At 54.9% G+C, this 19,303-nt stretch carries 15 protein-coding genes and 5 tRNA genes; 4 read left to right on the top strand and 16 right to left on the bottom strand.

Annotation, left to right across the window (positions count from 1 at the left end):
• Positions 1–31: 31 nt before the first annotated feature.
• The gene (locus EBC_RS02500; protein ID WP_013200248.1) at positions 32–2,587 is read right to left on the bottom strand and encodes a class I adenylate cyclase; all 2,556 of its coding nucleotides are present in this window, start codon (positions 2,585–2,587) and stop codon (positions 32–34) included.
• Positions 2,588–2,873: 286 nt separating this feature from the next.
• On the opposite strand from EBC_RS02500, the gene hemC reads away from it, so the two are divergent.
• The 4 genes from hemC to hemY are packed head-to-tail and all read left to right on the top strand — an operon-like array spanning position 2,874 to position 6,899.
• Positions 2,874–3,815, top strand: a complete 942-nt coding sequence (gene hemC / locus EBC_RS02495) for a hydroxymethylbilane synthase (protein ID WP_013200247.1) — start codon at positions 2,874–2,876, stop codon at positions 3,813–3,815.
• Positions 3,812–4,558: a uroporphyrinogen-III synthase gene (gene hemD / locus EBC_RS02490; RefSeq protein ID WP_013200246.1), complete on the top strand. Its 747-nt coding sequence runs from the start codon at positions 3,812–3,814 to the stop codon at positions 4,556–4,558. The genes hemC and hemD overlap by 4 nt, the downstream gene beginning before the upstream one ends.
• Before the next feature lie 17 nt (positions 4,559–4,575).
• Positions 4,576–5,706, top strand: a complete 1,131-nt coding sequence (gene hemX, locus EBC_RS02485; protein ID WP_013200245.1) for a uroporphyrinogen-III C-methyltransferase — start codon at positions 4,576–4,578, stop codon at positions 5,704–5,706.
• Positions 5,707–5,708: 2 nt separating this feature from the next.
• The gene (hemY, locus tag EBC_RS02480; protein WP_013200244.1) at positions 5,709–6,899 is read left to right on the top strand and encodes a protoheme IX biogenesis protein HemY; all 1,191 of its coding nucleotides are present in this window, start codon (positions 5,709–5,711) and stop codon (positions 6,897–6,899) included.
• 576 nt (positions 6,900–7,475) lie between these two features.
• Here hemY and EBC_RS02475 read toward each other — a convergent pair.
• The 15 genes from EBC_RS02475 to wecA all read right to left on the bottom strand — a co-directional run bounded on the left by EBC_RS02475 (position 7,476) and on the right by wecA (position 19,165).
• Positions 7,476–7,552, bottom strand: a tRNA-Pro gene (locus EBC_RS02475).
• 90 nt (positions 7,553–7,642) lie between these two features.
• Positions 7,643–7,719, bottom strand: a tRNA-Pro gene (locus tag EBC_RS02470).
• A gap of 37 nt (positions 7,720–7,756) precedes the next feature.
• Positions 7,757–7,843 (bottom strand) — tRNA-Leu (locus tag EBC_RS02465).
• Positions 7,844–7,858: 15 nt separating this feature from the next.
• Positions 7,859–7,934: transfer RNA gene (locus EBC_RS02460), tRNA-His, on the bottom strand.
• Positions 7,935–8,022: 88 nt separating this feature from the next.
• Positions 8,023–8,099 (bottom strand) — tRNA-Arg (locus tag EBC_RS02455).
• Between the two features lie 180 nt (positions 8,100–8,279).
• The gene (wecG, locus tag EBC_RS02450; RefSeq protein WP_013200243.1) at positions 8,280–9,011 is read right to left on the bottom strand and encodes a lipopolysaccharide N-acetylmannosaminouronosyltransferase; all 732 of its coding nucleotides are present in this window, start codon (positions 9,009–9,011) and stop codon (positions 8,280–8,282) included.
• A gap of 53 nt (positions 9,012–9,064) precedes the next feature.
• Complete coding sequence (wzyE, locus tag EBC_RS02445; RefSeq protein WP_013200242.1) at positions 9,065–10,405, bottom strand: ECA oligosaccharide polymerase; 1,341 nt, start codon at positions 10,403–10,405, stop codon at positions 9,065–9,067.
• Positions 10,402–11,472, bottom strand: coding sequence for a TDP-N-acetylfucosamine:lipid II N-acetylfucosaminyltransferase (locus EBC_RS02440; protein WP_013200241.1), 1,071 nt, complete (start codon positions 11,470–11,472; stop codon positions 10,402–10,404). The genes wzyE and EBC_RS02440 overlap by 4 nt, the downstream gene beginning before the upstream one ends.
• Positions 11,469–12,719, bottom strand: a complete 1,251-nt coding sequence (gene wzxE, locus EBC_RS02435; RefSeq protein ID WP_013200240.1) for a lipid III flippase WzxE — start codon at positions 12,717–12,719, stop codon at positions 11,469–11,471. Before wzxE ends, EBC_RS02440 begins: the two co-directional genes overlap by 4 nt.
• A 1-nt stretch (position 12,720) precedes the next feature.
• Positions 12,721–13,851, bottom strand: a complete 1,131-nt coding sequence (gene rffA, locus EBC_RS02430) for a dTDP-4-amino-4,6-dideoxygalactose transaminase (RefSeq protein WP_013200239.1) — start codon at positions 13,849–13,851, stop codon at positions 12,721–12,723.
• Between the two features lie 4 nt (positions 13,852–13,855).
• Positions 13,856–14,575: a dTDP-4-amino-4,6-dideoxy-D-galactose acyltransferase gene (gene rffC / locus EBC_RS02425; protein WP_013200238.1), complete on the bottom strand. Its 720-nt coding sequence runs from the start codon at positions 14,573–14,575 to the stop codon at positions 13,856–13,858.
• Positions 14,572–15,834, bottom strand: coding sequence for a UDP-N-acetyl-D-mannosamine dehydrogenase (gene wecC / locus EBC_RS02420; RefSeq protein WP_013200237.1), 1,263 nt, complete (start codon positions 15,832–15,834; stop codon positions 14,572–14,574). Before wecC ends, rffC begins: the two co-directional genes overlap by 4 nt.
• The gene (gene wecB / locus EBC_RS02415; protein WP_013200236.1) at positions 15,831–16,961 is read right to left on the bottom strand and encodes a non-hydrolyzing UDP-N-acetylglucosamine 2-epimerase; all 1,131 of its coding nucleotides are present in this window, start codon (positions 16,959–16,961) and stop codon (positions 15,831–15,833) included. Before wecB ends, wecC begins: the two co-directional genes overlap by 4 nt.
• A 48-nt stretch (positions 16,962–17,009) precedes the next feature.
• Positions 17,010–18,035: an ECA polysaccharide chain length modulation protein gene (wzzE, locus tag EBC_RS02410; RefSeq protein ID WP_013200235.1), complete on the bottom strand. Its 1,026-nt coding sequence runs from the start codon at positions 18,033–18,035 to the stop codon at positions 17,010–17,012.
• 50 nt (positions 18,036–18,085) lie between these two features.
• Positions 18,086–19,165 (bottom strand): UDP-N-acetylglucosamine--undecaprenyl-phosphate N-acetylglucosaminephosphotransferase, encoded by a 1,080-nt coding sequence (gene wecA / locus EBC_RS02405; RefSeq protein ID WP_013200234.1) that lies wholly within the window; start codon positions 19,163–19,165, stop codon positions 18,086–18,088.
• Positions 19,166–19,303 lie beyond the last annotated feature (138 nt).

Genomic DNA, 19,303 nt, shown 5'->3' with positions numbered 1-19,303 from the left:
AGTCAGTGGCGGAAAGCATCCCGCCATGACATCAATGCATTTGATAGCGTTGGGCGTAGTCGCCGTTCGGATCGTTATCCGAGACGGTGGCGCAAAGTTGGGCCAGCGTCTGGCTGCGGAAAGGGATGACCTGGAAACGGTCGTCAACATTCACAATCTGGTAGAACTGCGGCAGATTGAAGTTGATAAAGCTCGAGCCGTAGGTGAAGCGATCGTGTGAAGAGGAGTAGAAGCGGCTCACGTCGCGCACCAGATCCTCTTTACTGCCTTCACAATGGTGATAAATCTCTACCCGGTTGGTTTCATCCAGAATGTAGATATTAAAGCCGAAATCGTCTTTGGTATCTTCGAAGAAGAACTGGATGAGCCCTTCGCTGGCGTAGCCATTTACGACAGCAGGCAGGCGCGTCTGATCGGTTTCCACCTTGATCGACAGGCCATGTAATTTGTTGTTGGAGATAGCGCCATAGAATTCGACGGCGTTTTCCAGCTTCTGCACCGACACGCTCAGCCGTTCAAAGAACAGACCCCAGGTCTGACCTGCCACACGTACCGCTTTGAAACGCCCGGGTTCCAGACGGGTGCTGGACAGGCGCAGCTCGATGCATTCCGACACCAACTGCTGAACGCGGGTACGGATTAATCCGCGCAAATGCTGGCTGTAGCAGAACACTTCCACTGAGTCTGGCGGCGCAGCATCCTGGTGCATTTTGCCAAGGATGGTTTTCAATCCTTCGATCATCGCCTGCTCGCCATTAAAGTGCAGCGTGCGCACTTCATTCCACGAGTTGCGATAAAGCAGATCGATGCTGCCAATCAGGCACTGCTGCTGCTGACCAAAGCTGAAGACGTCCAGCTTACGGAAGTCAAAATGCACCACCTGATTGCGGAAAGCGGCGGTCGGGTCATATTCGAGGTTAACGATAATGGCCAGATGGCGGATTTCACAGGGACTGTAGAGCGCTTTCGGCGTTGGTGAGGGCACCCGCAACGGGAAGTGGTGCGACACGTCAGCGACCAGCTCCTGTAATCTGGCGAGGTCACAGATTTCATTGCCTTTAATGTGCAGGCGGGTTTTGCTGGTCAGCAGGCCGTTAAACCAGGCCCAGGCCACCAGCTTATTCAGGTAACGGTTATATTCCAGCGGTTGATGGCTGATGATCGATTGCATATCCGGCGACTGATTATACAAATACCAGCCCGCGCGGTTGGCACGGCCATGCGGCACATGAATAAAGGTCAGATGCGATTCAGAAAGATCCGGCGAAATCTGCGGGTTCACCAGCGTCACTTTGCCCGGCAGCGCTTCAAAAGCCGCGTACAGTTTACGGGTCAACACCCCGATATCCTGCGGGCTGGCGCTAACGCTCAGGTTGTTACGACGGGCGAAGCGGATCAGGTTGCGATAACTCTGCATCATCGCATCCAGCAGTTCGTTGTGGGCTTCACGCACCCGTTCAATTTTCCAGTCGGCGCGGCTGTCCAGCATCGTGATGCGATCCGCATCCCAACCCCATTCCGTCACCAGCTGATTAAGAATTTCGCGCCGCCAGCCAGACTTGCCGTGATCAACCGACAGCTTTTCGCAGACTTTCAGATAGAAGCAGCGGCGAACCAGATCCAGACGGGCATGATCGTCAATGCTGGTGAGGTAATACGTCACTCTTTCCAGCATCATGCAGTAAGGGTCGAGGCCGTAAGAAACGATTTCCCCGTCATGCAGGCGCTGCTTGATGTCCATCGCCAGCAGCTGAGTACTCGGGTATTCCCACGAGTAGGCTTCCAGCAACAGGGTTTTCAACACCGCTTTGTACGGAGAATCGATACTTTTATACAGCTGCCACAGGCTGGCACCGAAATACTCTTCGGCAGACAGCGTGCCCAGGCCGCCCAAATCAAGCCACTCGTTCGGGGTTAACACGCCCTTTTGATAGAGTGACATGACGTAATCGTCGTAATGCTCTTCCTCTTCTCCCGGCACCATATTCCACAGAATACGCTTACCCGCCAGCCGCACTGCGGTGCGGTAAAACTCATCCAGCAGCAGGATATGCTGCGTGGAGCCGCAATCTTCCCCGCCGAGGCTGCCGCTCTCGTTATGGCGGAAACGGTTTTCATCAATCAGGAAGAAGCTGACTTCAACGCCCATCGACGCACACCATTTCTGCAGGCGGGTACATTTCTTTTGCAGCGCCAGGCGCTCTTCATTATCCAGCCATGACTGGTGGCAGACCCAGATATCGAGGTCGGAGGTGAGGTTTTGACCAACAGAAGAGGTACTGCCCATCGAATACACGCCGGTAATTGGCAGTTCGCCGCGGGGCGGAATGGCAGCGAATGATCCAGATTTACCTTCTAAATCATTGAGATAATCAATTTGGCTTTCATCAGGCGTGTAAAAGCTGATGCCATGTGGAACGTTACCTTCGAGGTAACCCGGCATCAGCGGATGATGATAATGTAATAAGGTTGGCAGCAGACTGTAGACCTGTTGGAACGAAGGTCCCATAGCAGCCAGCGCGCGATCTACGCGCAGCTGGTTGATAGCATCCAGTCTCTGTTTCAGTGTCTCTATGTAGAGGTACAAGACGTCTCGCCTGATTATCCCAGTGCTTACAAAAACCCTGTTTCCGAAATCCGCCGCTTGATTTAAAAATAGTCGGGCGAATTATTGCTGGAAACGTGATCAATCTAACACCTGGCAGATTGACCGTAAAGAAAGTTGCGCTACACAACAGTTTAGCACGTTTTACGTTCTGCCTGGTTTTAGATGCCGTGATCCGTCCGCTGGTGGCCGTTTGACAGCGTGGAAACTGACAGCATTCCCGTATCAATGATAGGATAATCAATGAGCGATCAAAACGGTAAGAAGCATGTTAGACAAAATTTTAAGAATTGCCACCAGGCAAAGTCCGCTTGCACTTTGGCAGGCACATTATGTTCAGCAGCGTCTGATGGCTTGCCATCCGGGGCTTCGGGTCGAACTCGTCCCGATGGTGACCAAGGGTGATGTGATCCTCGACACGCCGCTGGCTAAGGTCGGCGGCAAGGGATTATTCGTCAAAGAACTGGAGCAGGCGATGCTCGAAGACCGCGCAGATATTGCCGTTCATTCAATGAAAGATGTGCCAATCGCCTTCCCGGAAGGGCTGGGACTGGTCACAATCTGTGAGCGTGAAGATCCGCTCGATGCCTTCGTTTCTAATCAATACGACTCGGTTGATGCCCTGCCGCAGGGCGCGGTCGTGGGAACATCGAGCCTGCGTCGTCAATGTCAGCTCAGCGCCCGTCGGCCAGATTTGATCATCCGATCGCTGCGTGGCAACGTCGGCACGCGTCTGGGTAAGCTCGATGCGGGTGAGTATGACGCGATCATTCTTGCCGTAGCCGGACTGAAACGCCTGGGCCTTGGCGATCGCATCCGCTATGCCATGCCGGCGGAAGAATCCTTGCCGGCCGTTGGTCAGGGCGCGGTTGGCATTGAATGCCGTCTGGATGATGCGCAGGCTATCGCGCTGCTGTCAGCCTTAAATGATGACGACACCGCCATCCGTGTGAAAGCGGAGCGGGCGATGAACACCCGTCTGGAAGGTGGCTGCCAGGTGCCAATCGGTAGTTTTGCGCTGCTGCAGGGTGATGAACTCTGGCTGCGTGGGCTGGTCGGTTCCCCAGACGGCACCGCGATGATCCGTGGCGAACGCCGTGGGCCAAGGGCCGATGCGGAAAAAATGGGCATCTCGCTGGCCGAAGAGCTGCTGAATAATGGCGCTCGCGAGATCCTTGCCGAGGTTTATCAGGGAAATCCTCCCGCATGACTATCCTGGTCACCCGTCCATCACCGGCCGCCGACGAGCTGGTAAGCCGTTTACGTACGCAAGGACGGGTGGCCTGGGCGATGCCGCTAATTGAATTCACGCCTGGCATAGATCTCGACAGCCTGCCTGGTCACCTCGCCACCCTGCGGCCGGATGACCTGGTTTTTATTCTGTCGCAGCAGGCCATTCATTATGCGCAGCCTGCTCTTATGCGCGCGAAGGCATCATGGCCCGCCAGCTTGAACTATTATGCTATTGGCCGGACAACGGCGTTGGCCCTGCATGCGGCAAGCGGACTGGATGTTGTCTGGCCGCACGAGCGTGAAACCAGCGAAATATTGATTCAGCTCCCGGCCTTGCAGCAGGTTGCGGGCAAGCGCGCGCTGATCCTCAGGGGTAACGGCGGGCGTGAACTGCTGGCAGAGACCTTGCAAGCGCGCGGCGCTACTGTACAGTTTGTTGAATGCTATCAACGTTGTGCGAAGATTTACCAGGGTGCAATAGAAGGTCGGCGCTGGCGCGATCGTCAGATTGATACGCTGGTGGTGACCAGTGGCGAAATGCTGCAACAGCTTTATTTGCTGTTCCCCGAGATTGATCGTGAGGAATGGCTTCTGCACTGTCGACTGGTTGTCGTCAGTGATCGTTTGGCTACTCGCGCCAGGGAACTGGGCTGGCGAGAGATACGGGTAGCCGATGGTGCCGATAACGACGCGTTGCTGCGAGCGTTACAACAAACTTAAATATGGGATGTGCCACAATGACGGAACAAAAAAATTCCTCCGCCATGGTTGAAGAAACCACCCCAGCGGGTGAGACCACTACAGCAGAACAAAAACCACCCCGCAAGCCGAAGAATACCGGCACGGCGTTGGGCGTTCTGGCTATAGCGATCGCGCTGGCGATAGGCGTTGGACTTTATATAAATGGTAAACACCAGGCTCAACAGCAGGCTGCGGCTAACCAGACGCTGGCTAATCAACTCTCTGACCTGCAGCAGCAGGCCGCCAGCGACAAGCAGACGCTGGTGCAGCAACTGGCGACGCAAAGCAGCGCGTTAGACACTGCCCATCAACAGCAAACGGCGATGAGCCAGCAGCTGGATGAGCTTAAACAGAAAGTCGCGACCATTTCCGGCAATGATGCGCATACCTGGCTGCTGGCTCAGGCCGACTATCTGGTGAAACTGGCGGGCCGCAAGTTGTGGAGCGATCAGGATGTCACCACCGCGGCTGCACTGCTTAAAAGCGCCGATCAGAGTCTGGCCGATATGAACGACCCGAGCCTGATTGATGTGCGTCGCGCCTTGACCCAGGACATCAGCACGCTTTCTGCCGTTAGCCAGGTGGATTACGATGGCGTCATCCTCAAACTGAATCAGCTTTCCAATGGCGTTGATAACCTGCGCCTGGCTGACAATGACTCCGACGGCAGCCCAATGGATCAGGACAGCGGCGAGCTCTCTTCTTCCCTGCGCGAGTGGCGTCAGAATCTGGTGAAAAGCTGGCACAACTTTATGGATGATTTCATTACCATCCGCCGTCGCGATACCACTGCCGAACCGCTGCTGGCCCCGAATCAGGATGTCTATCTGCGTGAAAACATTCGTTCACGCCTGCTGATTGCGGCGCAGGCCGTGCCACGTCATCAGGATCAAATCTATAAGCAGTCCATCGACACGGTGTCGACCTGGGTTCGCGCCTGGTTTGATACTCACGATCCGGCCACGAAGGCGTTTCTCAGCCAGCTGGACGACCTGGGCCAGCAAAGCGTCTCGATGGACGTTCCGGATGCACTGCAAAGCCAGCCGATGCTGGATAAACTGATGCAAACGCGCGTGCGCAACCTGCTGGCACAGCCAAGTGCCGGGCAACAGCAGCAGGGAGAATAAGCATGCTTAAAGTCCTGATACTGTTTCTCCTGCTGATTGCTGGCGTGGTGCTTGGCCCAATGCTGGCCGGCCACCAGGGTTATGTGCTGATCCAGACCGATAACTGGAATATCGAAACCAGCGTTACCGGCCTGGCCATCATCCTGATCCTGTCACTGATCGTTATCCTGGTGGTGGAGTGGGTGTTGCGTCGCCTGTTACGCACCGGCGTCAGAACCCGTGGCTGGTTTATGGGCCGTAAGCGTAACCGCGCGCGTAAGCAAACCAATGCTGCGCTGGTTAAGCTGGCTGAAGGAGATTATCGCCAGGTTGAAAAACTGCTGTCGCGCAATGCTGACCATGCAGAACAGCCTGTGGTGAACTACCTGCTGGCAGCAGAAGCCGCTCAGCAACGTGGTGACGAAATTCGTTCCAACCAGCACCTTGAACGTGCCGCGGAACTGGCGGGCAGCGACCAGCTGCCGGTGGAGATCACCCGCGTGCGTATTCAACTGGCGCGTAATGAAGATCACGCCGCGCGTCATGGTGTTGATCGACTGCTGGAAGTGGCTCCGCGCCATCCTGAAGTGCTGCGTCTGGCTGAGCAGGCTTACGTGCGGACCGGTGCCTGGAGCGCCCTGCTGGATATCCTGCCTGCGATGGAGAAATCTCAGGTGTCGGATGAAGCGCATCGTCTGGCGCTGCAACAGGAAGCCTGGCTGGGCTTAATGAACCAGGCAATGGCCGATCAGGGTAGCGATGGATTGAAACGCTGGTGGCAGGATCAGAGCCGTAAAACGCGCAATGAGACGGCCCTGCAGGTTGCCATGGCGGATCACCTGATCGTCTGTGATGACCACGAAACGGCGCAGCAAATTGTGCTGGATGGCCTCAAGAAGGCCTATGACGAGCGTTTAATTCTGCTGATGCCACGCCTGAAGACCGGCAATCCGGAACAGCTTGAGAAAGCGCTGCGCCAGCAGATCAAACAGCATGGTGCCACACCATTGCTGCACAGCACGCTGGGTCAGCTGCTGATGAAGCATGGCGAGTGGGAGCAAGCAGCCGAGGCCTTCAGAGAAGCGCTTAAGCAGCGTCCTGATGCCTTTGATTACGCCTGGCTGGCTGACACGCTGGATCGTCAGCATAAGCCAGAAGAAGCGGCACAGATGCGGCGTGACGGGTTGCTGCTGACCCTGAAGAACGCACCGTAATCCTGCGTCCTCCAGATAACCGGGCCCTGTGCCCGGTTTTTTTATGCCTGATTTCTGGCAGACAGACAAAAAAAACACCTGCCAAACTGGCAGGTGTAAAGATCAGGTCGGTAAGACAATTTGGCTGGTACCTGACTCAACGTATTGTCCTTGGACTCCAGTAAGGCCGAAGCGAGACTGGCGGGTGGACAACAGGTACCGTAAAGGGCTCTGCATCATTCCTGGTTTATGAAGCGTTAACAATCATAAGGAGTGGAATGAGCATCTACAGTGGTGATATTGCAGGAGACGTGCCAGCTTTATCGACACCACTGAAAAATATATTAACTCTTTGATAGTTAGCCATTTTATTCACATCGACGTGAGTCAAACACCGTCTGGCCGTTGGCATTTAACGACAAACGGTTGTACGGGCGTCGTGGATTAACGACAGCGAAAATGAAGTTGAGTAAAGGCTTTAATAAACAACGAATTAGCTGTCTCTTAACGGAGACAAAAAACGGGAAGAAACGACAGGGCTGCGGATAGCGAATGGCGGAAAGCAAAAAACCCCGCCAAAGCGGGGTTTTTCTAAATTGGTCGGCGAGAGAGGATTCGAACCTCCGACCCACTGGTCCCAAACCAGTTGCGCTACCAAGCTGCGCTACTCGCCGAATACTGCTGGCACTTCATTACTGCTTTTTACTGCTGCTAAGATCCGTGGACCTTAAGCAAAAAAACCTGCCTCGGCAAGTCTTTGAAAGTGGTCGGCGAGAGAGGATTCGAACCTCCGACCCACTGGTCCCAAACCAGTTGCGCTACCAAGCTGCGCTACTCGCCGAATACTGCTTACTGCTTCACAATACTGCTGATTTTGTTGGTGCGAAGGGAGGGACTTGAACCCTCACGTCCGTAAGAACACTAACACCTGAAGCTAGCGCGTCTACCAATTCCGCCACCATCGCGTACCGGACAAAATCTGGGGTGGCTAATGGGACTCGAACCCACGACAACTGGAATCACAATCCAGGGCTCTACCAACTGAGCTATAGCCACCACATCTACTGCTGTACTACCGAACTTCTTACTGCTTACTACCTAACGCGGTAAAACTACCACCGCAGCTCTTGCTGCACTAAATTAATGGTGCGCCCGACAGGATTCGAACCTGAGACCTCTGCCTCCGGAGGGCAGCGCTCTATCCAGCTGAGCTACGGGCGCTTAGCGCCGTTGCGGATGGGCATACTACGTATTTGAGCCGATCCTGTCCAGTGCTTTTTATCACTAAATATCTTGTTTGATTACGCTTTGTGCGTTCTGTCTAAATGGCGAACGTTTTCACCCGATTTCCGGGCTAAAACGTTCAGCATTCAGCCAACCGCCGACAAACAAATACGAAAACTACAGATCGCCACGCCAGTGATAGTTCAGATATTTCAGCAGCCTGAGCTGCCTGCGCAGACGTGATGGCTGCATAATAAGCCGGTAGAGCCACTCCAGGCCCATTTTCTGCCAGATCTTAGGCGCACGCTTCACATGACCGGTAAAGACGTCGTAGGTGCCACCCACGCCCATATACAGGGCTTCTGGCCAGACGGCCTTGCAGTCGCGCATCAGAATTTCCTGTCGCGGCGATCCCATCGCCACGGTAACAATCTTCGCGCCGCTCGCGGCAATTCGGGCAAACAAGGCTTCGCGGTCTGCCGGCGCAAAATAACCGTCCTGCGAACCGACAATGTTCACATTCCACTGACGACGCAGCTTATCTTCCGTTTGTACCAGCACCTGAGGCTTGCCGCCAATCAGAAACACCGGCGTGCCTTCGCGTCCGGCACGTTCCATTAATCCTTCCCACAAATCGGCACCGGCAATGCGGGAGACTTCCGCCTGCGGATATTTTTTGCGTACGGACCGCACGATGCTGATGCCGTCGGCGTACTTAAATTCCGCTTCGTCGATCAGCTGGCGGATCGCCGGCTGGCTTTCGGCGGTCAGGACTTTCTCCGCATTAATCGCCACCAGCGTGCCGGTCTTGAGGTTTTTTCCCAGATAGAGATAGTCAAGAAACGCAGCCATATCGCGAAAACCGAGCAGCGTGAAGCCGCGGATTTGGTATAGCGGTACTGAATCCACAATCGGTTCCTTCAGGTCAAATGCAACAAATCAGGCCCGCAGGCCTGAGAAAATTAGTCATGTAGCGCGACCGGCATTTTACGGGGGCGGATCAGACCTGCCGCATCAAACAGCCAGAACAGCAGTTTCGCCAACACCACCGCCACCACAAAGATCAGGCAGAAGAACACCACTCGCGAAGCGAAAGAGTCCAGGCCTTCACGTGCCAGCACAATCATATTAAACACCGCGCCAAAGCAGAAACTTTGTAGGATCGCAGCCTTGTAGCGGTTGGTTTCCTGCTGTCCCTTTTGATAGAGCCAGTCGAACCATTTAATGATCATCCCCACGGCTACCGCGCCCGGCGGGATAAACCACGCGCCTCCCATCACCACCAGAGAGCCTATCAGCGTCGGCGAAATTGCCAGCCCGGAATGGTTATCCAACACCTCCCAGGTGAAATAATTGCCGCTGTTTAACACGATGGAGGGCCGGTCGGGCCACAACCAGCTGGGGATAAACACGTAAAAATCACGAACAATCGGTGCCAGTCCCTGGAAATCAATTTTGTCGTAATTTTGCAGCAGCAGGCCGAGGTTTTCCCATGGGGAGAAGGTGTCCCTCGTCAGATACAGGAAGGTATAGAACGCTTCAGAGCCACTGACATCGAGGTTATAGCGGCGCAGCGCCAGCCAGAACATCCCGACCACGGAGAACACACCCGCCATCGCCAGCATCCACAAGGAGATCCAGCCGCGAATAATGCCGATAAACAGGAACAGCGCAAAAGCGATGATGATATTTGCCCGCGTCCCACCCACTACCGCATAGGTCAGTAAACCAAAGGCGACGGTCGCCACCAGGAAAAACAACCAGTTACGGAATCCGGGTTTGAGGAAATAGACCACCAGCATCGCCGGGATAAAGAAGTAGAAAAAGCGCTTCAGCGCGACGCCTGACACTTCGGCAGAAAAGATCTGGCTGTAACTGTGCAGCTTAAAAAGCAGGAAGCCGTTGTGCAGGAAGAATACCGCCACCGTGCCCAGCGCTATCGCCGCCAGAATGCCCCAGGTTAAATGCGCTTCGACCCGGTTGATGGTGAAAAACTGCCGGCTGGGTTGGGACGAGGCTGGCCGCAGGCGTGTTTTATAGCTGACATAGTAAATGGCATAAAACCCGGTAGCGGAAAGCAGCGCCTCGAGCAGAAATTCAGGGGGAACCACCTCAACGTTGAAGCCGAACACCAACATGCAGGTCAGCGGGAAGCCGAAGTAAAATGTCAGCAAAAATAGCAGTGAAAAGAAGACGTTGAAGTTGAACTTTACCCGTTGAAATTCCTTCCAGGTCAGCGTCAGGATCAGCCCCAGCGACAGCAGCCAGACCACCAGCAGACCAGCAAATTGCATCAGCGTCATGCCTTCTCTCCTTCAGCCTGGGCCAGCGCCGTTTTCCAGCCGTCGAGATAAGCAGGCTCAAAAAAGGCAATCGCGGGTTTATCCAACAGGGACATTTGCCGTTTTGCTTCGCCAACCACCTTTGCATCCAGCGAATCGCCGGCAAACAGCACGGGCACCTGTTGCTCGGTCAAATCCTGCCAGAACGGGTTTTTACGGTTAACCACAAACGGCACGTTGGCCTGGATCAGCAAACATAATGTGCCAATGCCCTGCTGACGTTCAAAAATAAAATACCCCAGGTCGCAGCGCGAGATCAGCTGTAAATAAGTGGCGAACTCGAGCTTTTCCGTGAGGATCTGTAACCTTTCCGGCGCAAAAAGTGCCAGCCCGGCTTCACGCACGCGCTGAATGTAGGCGTCATTGTGTTCCGGGTAGCCCATCGGGACCACCACATTAACCTGACGACCAAACTGCTGATGGATCTCCTGCAGCGCCTGAATATGGCGATTACTTTCATCGCCAGAATTTCCTACCAGCAAGGTCATCTCTGGCTGCGGTTCGGCGGCAGGCAACGCCACCTGAGCCATTCGGGTCGGAAAATAGAGCAGTGCCGCTGGGACATCGGGATAGCGTTGCTGGAAATAGTTAATGTCGCCACGCGTGGCAAAAACCTGACCGACCCTTTTTTGCGCCAGGCGCCGCAGGAAGTAGAACAGGCGAAATTTGAGGCCACCGGCCTGTTCGTAGAGATCTGCGCCCCAGATATGCCAGTAAACCTGCGCCGGTTTAATCTTACCGAACAGGATCGCCAGCCACAGCGTGGGATTGAACTGTCCGTGGAAAAAGAAATGGGTTTGTCTGTCTGCCTGTGCAAGCGCGACGACCGCATCGGCAATGGCGCGTTTGTTGGCAAACCAGCGGATCGCCAGCCGGCTGTAATCCGTGGCGGCAGGCTCCCCAACCACCCAAAACTGACGAGGTTCCGCACGCGGCACGGCGTCGGCCACGCTGTCGTTAAAAAAGCGCAGCACGGTTTGATTATGGTGTGGAATGGCAGAGCCGAGAACGTGAATCAATGTTGTCATACTTTTCTACGATAAAGAATAAAGGTGCCAGCGCAGAGCGCAAAATAGACCATATACGTCGCCATATAGGCTTGTGCCGCGCCGGTAGCCCCGTGCAGCGGGATCAGCCAGCGCGCGAACAGCGTCAGTAGAATGAACTGGCTGATCTCGGTCAGGGCATAAAAGCGCAATGAAGCTTTGGCGATCACCAGATAACCAAAAACGTAGGAGCCTACTTTAAAGACATCGCCGGTCAGCTGCCAGATAAAGAGATCCCGCATGCCGGTAAACTGACTGGAGAACAGCAGCCAGATAGCCACGTCCCGCAACAGCCATACCATCAGGCTGACTCCCATCACCGCGGGCAGTACAAAACTCAGCGAGCGCAGGATTTCCCGGGAGATCTCTTTTTTGCTGGTCAGACGCGACAGCGTTGGCAGCAAATAGACGCTGAATGAGGCGGTGATAAATTGCAGATAGGCATCTGAAATGCTGGTCACCCCTTGCCAGAGACCTACCTGCTCCCAGCCGTTATGGTCGGCCAGCAGATTTCGCATCATGATCCATGCCACCGGCAAGGTGATGGAGGTCATCAGCGCCATCAGGGTGAACTTACTCAGATTGCGGGCAATCGCCCCATCCCAGCGAGGTTTGAAAAATCGCATCGGCAGATGATCACGCTTTGCAAGTAACAACGCCGCAGGCACCACCACCAGCGCAGGAACCATCGCCATGCCCACCAGCGCCCCGCTATAGCCGCCGATCCAGTAACAGACAAACCAGGCCATTACGCCAATCAGGCTACCCAGGATCAGCGCCAGCGCATTGCCCTTCGCATCGCGGAAGCCTTTCACTACCGCCAGCGCCAGATTGGCCCAGGCAATGCCTGCCTGCAGGAAGGCGACAATACGCACCACGTTCTGGTAATCACTGTGGCCAAATAAGCCGACGCTAATCGGTCCGGCAAACAGCAAAAATACGATGGCCAGGAGAGTGGAGAAGCCCAGCACCATCGCCGAGGCGGTGCCCGTTACCGCCTGAAGTTGCGCTGGGTTTTGCTGATATTCGGCAACATATTTGGTCACACCGTTAAAAATACCCGCCCCGGCCAGCACGCCAAGCACGGTAATCAGCTGACGGAAGTTGCCTGCCTGACCAACGCCTGACGGGCCAAATGACACCGCCAGCATTTTGACCACCAGCAGACCGGCCGCAATTTTTACCAGCGTGGACGCTGCCGTCCACACCGACGCTTTAGCCAGCGACATATCAGGAAAAATAGCTCAGCAGGGAGTTAATCACCGTCTGCTGATTATTATCAGTGAGGTTATAAAACAGCGGCATACGCAGCAGTCGTTCACTCTCGGACTGGGTGTAGCGATCTTCGCCGTGGAAGCGGCCAAAGCGCTGACCGGCAGGTGAAGAGTGCAGCGGAATATAGTGGAAGACGGCCAGGATTTCGGCTTCCTTCAGCCAGTTAATCAGCGCCGTGCGGTCGTCAATATCATGCAGCTTGATGTAAAACATGTGCGCGTTATGCTGACAGGTCGACGGGATGGTGGGCAGGGTAATCCGGCCGCTGGCCGCAATCGGCTGCAGCGCGCTGTAGTAGTTCTGCCACAAGCGCAGGCGCTGCGCGTTAATCGCCGACGCGGCTTCCAGTTGGGCCCACAGATAAGCCGCCTGCAAATCGGCCATCAGGTAGCTGGAACCAATATCGCGCCAGGTATACTTATCCACTTGCCCACGGAAAAACTGGCTGCGGTTCGTGCCCTTCTCTCTGATGATTTCAGCGCGCTCAACCAAAGCCGGATCGTTAATTAACGTCGCGCCGCCTTCACCGCCTGCCGTGTAATTCTTGGTTTCGTGGAAGCTGAAGCAGCCGATATGACCAATTGTCCCCAGCGCTTTGCCTTTCCAGGTGGACATCACGCCCTGTGCGGCGTCTTCAATCACAAACAGATGGTGTTTGGCTGCCAGCGCCATAATCACGTCCATATCACAGGAGACGCCGGCGTAATGAACCGGAACAATGGCTTTGGTTTTGTCGGTAATCGCCGCTTCAATCAGCGTCTCATCCATGTTCAGCGTATCCGGGCGGATATCGACGAACACGATAGTCGCGCCGCGCAGCACAAAGGCGTTAGCCGTTGAGACGAAGGTATAGCTTGGCATGATCACTTCATCGCCAGGCTGGATATCGATCAGGATCGCGGCCATTTCCAGAGAGGCCGTGCAGGATGGGGTCAGCAGCACTTTTTTGCTGCCGAACTTATTTTCCATCCACTGCTGGCAGCGTCGGGTAAATCCACCGTCGCCGCACAGCTTGCCGCTTCCCATCGCCGATTTCATGTAGTCGAGTTCGGTTCCCACGATCGGTGGTGCGTTAAATGGGATCATAATGTTACCTGTAGAGCCAGTAAGCGGTGCGTTCTATAACACCCCCACAGCGATGATAGAGTCTGAGCGCGGGTAAGTTGCCCAGTTGAGTTGCCACATGCAGACGAGTCAGGCGTCGCGCGCGACACCAGTCGGACGCCGCTTCGATCATGCGCTGTCCCACTCCTAATCCCTGAGCTTCCGGTAACGTCGCCAGCAGCCCGATGCGCGCACTGCCATCCGACAGTTCACGTAGGGAGATAAACCCCTGCAGATCGCCCTGCTCATTGATAGCAAGCAGGCATTGATGATCAAAGGTGCCAAGCACCGCGTTTTCAATCCACTGAGCATAGAAACGGCCGCTGTCACCGGGCTGATACCAGGGCGCACGGAAGCGACTTTGCGCAAACGCGCCGCTTGCCGCTTCGCGTAAGGCAGGAATATGCTCTTTTCTGGCAATCCGGATCCCTTCAGGGCGGCTTGCAGAGGCAATGCCCAGCACAAAGTCGGCTTCCCCTTCCACCAGCTTAAAACCCAGCGCGCTGAGCGCGTCCAGCTCGGCGGTCTGCTGCGACAGCACCTTCGCCTGAACGAGATCGTAGCCGGCAAACAGCGCGTCAGTTAATGGCGACCCATTCGCCTCAAATGAGAGCAAGCCACTGTTCACGCCAAAGAAGGTATTTTCCCAACTCAGCGGGTTGAGGGCTACCGATGGCATAAGCGCAGGCTGGCTGCTGGCACTCATTGCCAGACTCCTTTGGTATCCACTCTCTGATGAGCGTGGATTTGTGTCGCATCCATCGCTTTGAACTGCGCGTGATCGACCAGCATCACCAACACGTCAGCCTGCTTCAGGGCATGATGCACCCCAACCAGTTCAGCTTTACCGGCCAGTTTCTCCGGAAGCTGGTGAATGTTCGGTTCCACCACTAACGTGGTGCCGGAATGCCAGTCCGCGATCATTTCAGCCACGTGCATCGCCGGGCTTTCACGCAGATCGTCAATATCCGGTTTAAACGCCAGGCCAAAGCAGGCAATCGTCAGCTCACTGGCGCGCTTGTCGCTGGTGGTCAGACTCTCGGCTAATGCCTTTTTTACCTGCTCAAGGACCCACAGCGGTTTGCTGTCATTCACTTCACGCGCGGTGCGGATCAATCGCGCCTGTACCGGGTTTTGCGCCACGATAAACCAGGGATCGACGGCGATGCAGTGGCCGCCAACGCCAGGGCCGGGCTGCAGGATATTCACCCGCGGATGACGGTTCGCCAGGCTTATCAGTTCCCAGACGTTGATCCCCTGATCGGCACAAATCAACGACAGCTCGTTGGCAAAGGCGATATTGACATCCCGGAAGCTGTTTTCGGTCAGCTTACACATCTCGGCAGTGCGGGAGTTGGTGACCACGCACTCACCTTCAAGAAAGATATTGTACAGGTCACAGGCAAGTTGCGAGCAGGCAGGCGTCATCCCGCCAATCACCCGATCGTTTTTGAACAGTTCGACCATCACCTTGCCCGGCAGAACACGCTCAGGACAATAGGCAATATGCACATCGGCCGCTTCACCAACCTGTTGCGGGAAGCTCAGGTCTTCACGTGCTGTCGCCAGCCAGGCCGCCATTTGCTCGGTGGCACCCACCGGTGAGGTCGATTCGAGGATCACTAAATCCCCTTTCTTCAACACCGGCGCGATGGATTCAGCGGCCGCTTTCACCCAGCTGAGATCGGGCTGATGATCGTCTTTAAACGGTGTTGGGACGGCAATCAGAAAGGCATCGGCCTCTTCGGGTTGGGTGGCCGCGCGCAGGTAACCTTGTTCAACGGCGGTCTTCACAACCCGGTCGAGGTCTGGCTCAACGATATGGATCTCACCGCGATTGATCGTCTCAACGGCATGCGCATTGATGTCGATGCCAATGACCTTCTTCTGGCGTGAGGCAAATGCCGCTGCGGTTGGCAGGCCAATGTAGCCCAGGCCGATAATGGAAATGGTATTGAAAATCATAACGTAACCCGATTATTTTTTAGTGCCTGCACAATACGTTCGCAGGCCAGGCCGTCACCATAAGGGTTATGGGCACGGCTCATGGATTGATAAGCGTCTTCATCCGTCAGCAGGCGCGTGGCCTCACCGACTATCTTCTGTACGTCTGTGCCCACCAGCTTGACCGTTCCCGCCGCAACCGCTTCTGGCCGCTCGGTGGTTTCGCGCATCACCAGCACCGGTTTACCCAATGACGGCGCTTCTTCCTGAATACCGCCGGAATCCGTCAGGATTAGCCAGGAACGCACCATCAGCCAGACAAAAGGCAGGTACTCCTGAGGTTCAATCAGGAAGATATTGTCGATGCCGCTCAGGATGCGGTTTACCGGCTCGCTGACGTTGGGATTCAGGTGAACAGGATAAACAATCTGAACATCAGGATGCAGGCGGGCAATTTCAGCCAGCGCGCTACAAATGCGTTCAAAACCGCCACCAAAACTCTCGCGTCGGTGGCCAGTGACCAGAATCATTTTTTTGTCTGAATCAAGGAACGGATAGCGCGAAGCCAGGCCTTCCCGTAGTCCTGTATCACCCAATACCCGATCTCTTACCCAGAACAGCGCATCAATTACCGAGTTGCCGGTGACAAACATCCGGTCACTGCGCAGGTTTTCTTTCAGCAGGTTCTGACGGGCATTTTCCGTCGGGGTGAAATGCCAGGTGGCAAGGTGACCGGTCAGCGTGCGGTTAGCTTCTTCCGGCCACGGAGAATAGAGGTCGCCGGTGCGCAGACCGGCCTCAACGTGGCCAACGGGGATGCGGTGATAGAATGCCGCCAGGCTGGCAGCAAAGGTCGTGGTGGTATCGCCATGGACCAGCACCACATCCGGTTTGAATTCATCGAAAACAGCCTTTAATCCTTCCAGAATCCGGCTGGTGATTTCAGTCAGCCCCTGCCCCGGACTCATGATATTCAGATCATAATCCGGAATGATGGCGAACAGTTGCAGCACCTGATCCAGCATCTCACGATGCTGTGCGGTGACGCACAGGCGAGCGTCAATCTCGCTATCCTGCGCCAGCGCATGGACCAGCGGCGCCATTTTTATCGCTTCAGGGCGCGTGCCAAAAACTGTTAATACTTTCACAGTGACTCTCTTTCGTTCATCTGTCTGATAACAACAGGCCAGCCGCGGTTAGCGCGGTCGACGTGCCAGTGCAATCCCTGCCCCAATTAAGGCACCCACAGCGCCCCACATAATCATCAAAAACAGGCGACGAGGGCTGTCGCGTTTCACCGGCTCCTCCGGTGTACGCAGATAGCGGTAAGTCTGGAAAGTAGTCACCAATGTTGGGCCGACATTCAGCGTCGACAACATGGCTTTGTTTTGATCATAGTCCAGATCGTAACCCGGTCCGGTCGCCTGCAGATTTTCCAGCCTGGCCTGCAGCAGCGGGCGACCTAACAGGAACAGTTCAGAATCGGGCAGCTGTTCGGAAGGGGTATCCGTTTTGGCCTGTTCAAAACCCTGCTGTTGGGCAATTTTCAACGCCTGCTGAACACTGTTCACCTGACGATCGTAGATCGCTTTCGCGACGGCTTCTTGCCTTTTAACCTGTGCTTTCATCTGGATGGTTCTGGCTGCCCAGGCACCGGTCAGCTCTTCATTTAGGTGCGTGGCCGCACGCTGGCTGGCGAAAGCCACATACTGGCGTAACAGCGTATTGGCATCTTTCGACGTCTCAGCAACCAGACGCACGGAATCATTGAGGTTTTTAGCGGCATCCGCCGGCTGATACTGAATGTTGGCAATCAGCTCGTCTAACAACACTGCGTCATCACGGGTGTTGCCGTGCTGCCGCTGCTTGTAATAGTCCGTTTGCAGCCAGAATTCGCGACGGGTGTCATAGGCAGACAGTTGCATCACAAACTCCTGGTAGGCCTCAGCCATCACCGAAGGAGGGGTATCCGCAGACTGACTGGCGCGCAGATCCAGATTATTCAGGAATTGCTGTTGCGAATAGTAGCTGCTCAGCATATTGACCGTCGGACGATCGGTAACCGCGGTGCTACTCCATTGTGACGTCACCAACAGCGACCCGATCCAGGCAAGCAGGACAAACACCAGCGCCACGCCCGCAATCCATTTTTTACCCTGCCATAACGTGCAGCAAAGCCCGCGAATATCCAGCTCGTTATGGGTAACGTCAGGATGCGTCATACTTCATATTCCTTGTTATCAGGGTCAGCTTTTCAGAGGTAATAAGCGCTTTACTGTGTCTGCCGTAAGCGTCTTTTGAAGCGTTTGATCATTCTGGCCACCCGCCATGCCCGCTTGATGCAGTAGCCGTAAAGCATAAAGGCCATCAGGAACAGCACCAGCATCGCCCAGTCAGGGATAAAACTCAGCGACTCGCCCAACACGCCCACCGCAGCCAGCAACGCTGCCGCCAGCGTAATCAGGAAACACGCCTGCCTGGAGGTGAACCCGGCACGCATAATCAGGTGGTGAATATGCTGCCGATCGGCGGAGAACGGGCTCATCCCTTTACTCAGGCGGCGGTACATAATAGCAACCATGTCCATCAACGGGATAGCAATCAGCCAGAGTGCAGTGACCGGGGTGATCGGGTGATACTGACCCTGTGTTGCCTCGAGCAGGATCCAGATGATGGTAAAACCAATCAGCGTACTTCCCGCATCGCCCATAAACACTTTATAGCGGCGACCAAACACGCCCAGGTTCAACAAGATATAGGGCACGATGGCGACAATCATAATGAAGCACCACATCGCCAGGCTCTGCTGACCATCCAGTAACAGGATGATGCCCATCGCGAGGAAAGTGACGCAGGACAGCCCACCCAACAGTCCGTCTATGCCATCCACCATATTAAAGGCGTTGATTGCTGCCCAGACGGCAAACAGGGTAAGGACATAACCAAAGGGGCCGACAATCAGTTCCCAGGGACCAAAGATGTATCCCAGGCTGAGCAAGTAAAGCTTGCCCATACTCATCATCAGCACGGCAACAATGGCCTGGACGATAGCACGAATTTTGACGCTGATATCCCACCGGTCGTCGAGGGCACCGATAAGGACCAACATGCCAGCGCAGCAAAGATAGAGCAAAGCGTGGGGAATATAGAAGTTAGTGATGGCAAAGCCAAAGCAGGTCCCGGCAAAAACAGAGATGCCGCCCACCAAAGGAACCACACCCTGGTGGCGCTTACGGTAGTTAGGCTTGTCTACCAGACCAACCTTTTTAGCTGCTTTACGGGCAAAAAAGAGGAAAACCATCGAAAAGACAAATATTAAAGCAAGCTCAGTACTCATATTGAGTAAATTCACATTAACCAGCTCTCTGCAAAGAATCTCGCAGTGTTATAAGCATTTTATGTGCCATTAACATCCGTTTAATTCTGATTTCTGTTGTGCGTGATGAGCATAAAACGGCTTAAAGTCCCTTTTTGCTAACCGCACCTTTTG

Origin of the sequence: Erwinia billingiae Eb661, from assembly GCF_000196615.1 — a bacterium.
GTDB classification, from domain to species: Bacteria; Pseudomonadota; Gammaproteobacteria; order Enterobacterales; family Enterobacteriaceae; genus Erwinia; species Erwinia billingiae.
This window is presented reverse-complemented; position numbering and strand designations above follow the sequence as displayed.